General features: G+C 32.3%; 1 pseudogene. It reads left to right on the top strand.

Going from position 1 to position 1,933, the window contains the following annotated elements:
- Positions 1-134: 134 nt before the first annotated feature.
- Positions 135-1,933: pseudogene (locus Q4Q55_RS10535) on the top strand (hypothetical protein); the annotation flags it as partial.

Here is a 1,933-nt window from a genome sequence, read left to right as displayed (position 1 = left end):
ATATAATTATATATATATTTTTATAAAGCTTTAAATATGTTTTATAATTTTTAAACAAAATTGAATTATTTCAGAGTTTGTTCGAATTATATTAAACATTTTTAGCGTGCAATTTTTCAGGAGCTCAGGAAAAAATGAAATACGGGAAAACAATAATTCTTTTGATAATTGCTATTTTTCTATTCTCAATTGCAACTGTAAGTGCAAGTGATGTGAATGAAACGGAAATAGCTAGTGAAGGTACAATGTCGATTGAAGCAGTCCAAAGTGAGGGTATAAGTGTGGCTGACGATAATCTGGCTAGTGAACAATTAAATGATAAAGAAATACTGGGTCAAGGTAATACCGGAACTTTTTTTGAACTGCAGAATAATATTACTGCAAAATATAACGGTACATTGGAATTAGACAGAAATTATGAATATGGTGACGGTTTTGATGCAAATGGAATTGAAATCGAAGAAAATATAACTATAGATGGAAATGGACATACAATAGATGCCAAAGGCAAATCTAGAATATTTTATATTACAGGAGATGATGTAACAATAAACAATCTGGTTTTCATAAACGGTAATGCCACCAAAGGTGGAGCAATTTATGCTGCAGGAAAGGTTACATTAAACAATGTAACTTTCATGGATAATAATGCCAGTACGGGTGGAGCAATATACTCTATGGGACAGATGACATTAAATACTGCTACTTTCAGTAACAATAATGCCAGTTCTGGTGGAGCTATTGCCTATTATGGTGTAATATTAAATTCTAGCAATTCTCACTTTATCAGCAATAATGCCCGTACTGGTGGGGCAATATATGCTATTGGGAAGATGACATTAAATACTGCTACTTTCAGTAACAATAATGCCCGGTCTGCTGGAGCAATATATTCTAAAGGGAAATTGACATTAACCAATAATCATTTCATCAACAATACTGCACGTGATTATGCCGGAGCAATTGACTTTTATGATGATGTATTTGATTGCAGCAATTCCAATTTTATTGATAATTATGCTGGTCAAAGAGGATCTTCCATATATTCAACTGAAGCCACATTAAATCTCTGCAACTCAGTTGTCACATCAGATAGGCCAAGTAAATATGGCCATATTGTTGCTTCAAGTTCTACAGTCAATATAAATAATTCAGAATTCATAAATATATCTTCTATTTATTCATCTGCACTAAATATTAAGAATTCTGAAACTTCAATTATCAATTCCCGATTTGTTAATATTACTGCTGAGAAATCTGCAGGGGCAATTTTCATAAAAAGTCCAAAAAACTCTTATATCAAAGGCTGTGAATTTATCAACACCAAATCATTTAAAAATGCAGGTGCCCTGATGGTGGATTATGCACAGAATTTTTTTACTACTAATGCAACCACACTAACTGATTGTGTGTTTGACAATGCTTCATCCATGATTGGCGGAGCATTAATTCATTTGGGAGGAAATCTCTACCTGTACAATACAAATTTCACAAACAATAAAGCTCGTGTTGGAGGGGCAGTTTATATATCATTTACCAATGGTACAATCAATAATTGTATTTTTGATTCAAATGAATTGTCTGATGAGAATTTCACCTGTTGTGGTGGTGCAGTATATTGTGATATAAGTAATATGACATTTACCAAATCAAAATTCATAAATAACTCAGCATATCAGGGAAATGCAGTATATGCCTGTGATTCATGGTATAATATCACCAACTGCATATTCTTAAACAATACAAATGCGATTTACACAGATTTTGACAAAAATCAGTGCAGTCTCAACAGCAATGAATATAATAATGACCGCATAATCACTAATCAGTCATTTTATGTCCAGATAGCTTTTGATTATCCTGGATTGAATTTGACATTAATCAACAATACAATCAATGTTTCAGGTATTCCTTCAAGGTTTGATTTACGTGA

The sequence above is a fragment of the Methanobrevibacter sp. genome (genome assembly GCF_030539555.1).
In the GTDB taxonomy this organism is placed as follows: Archaea; Methanobacteriota; Methanobacteria; order Methanobacteriales; family Methanobacteriaceae; genus Methanocatella.
This window is presented reverse-complemented; position numbering and strand designations above follow the sequence as displayed.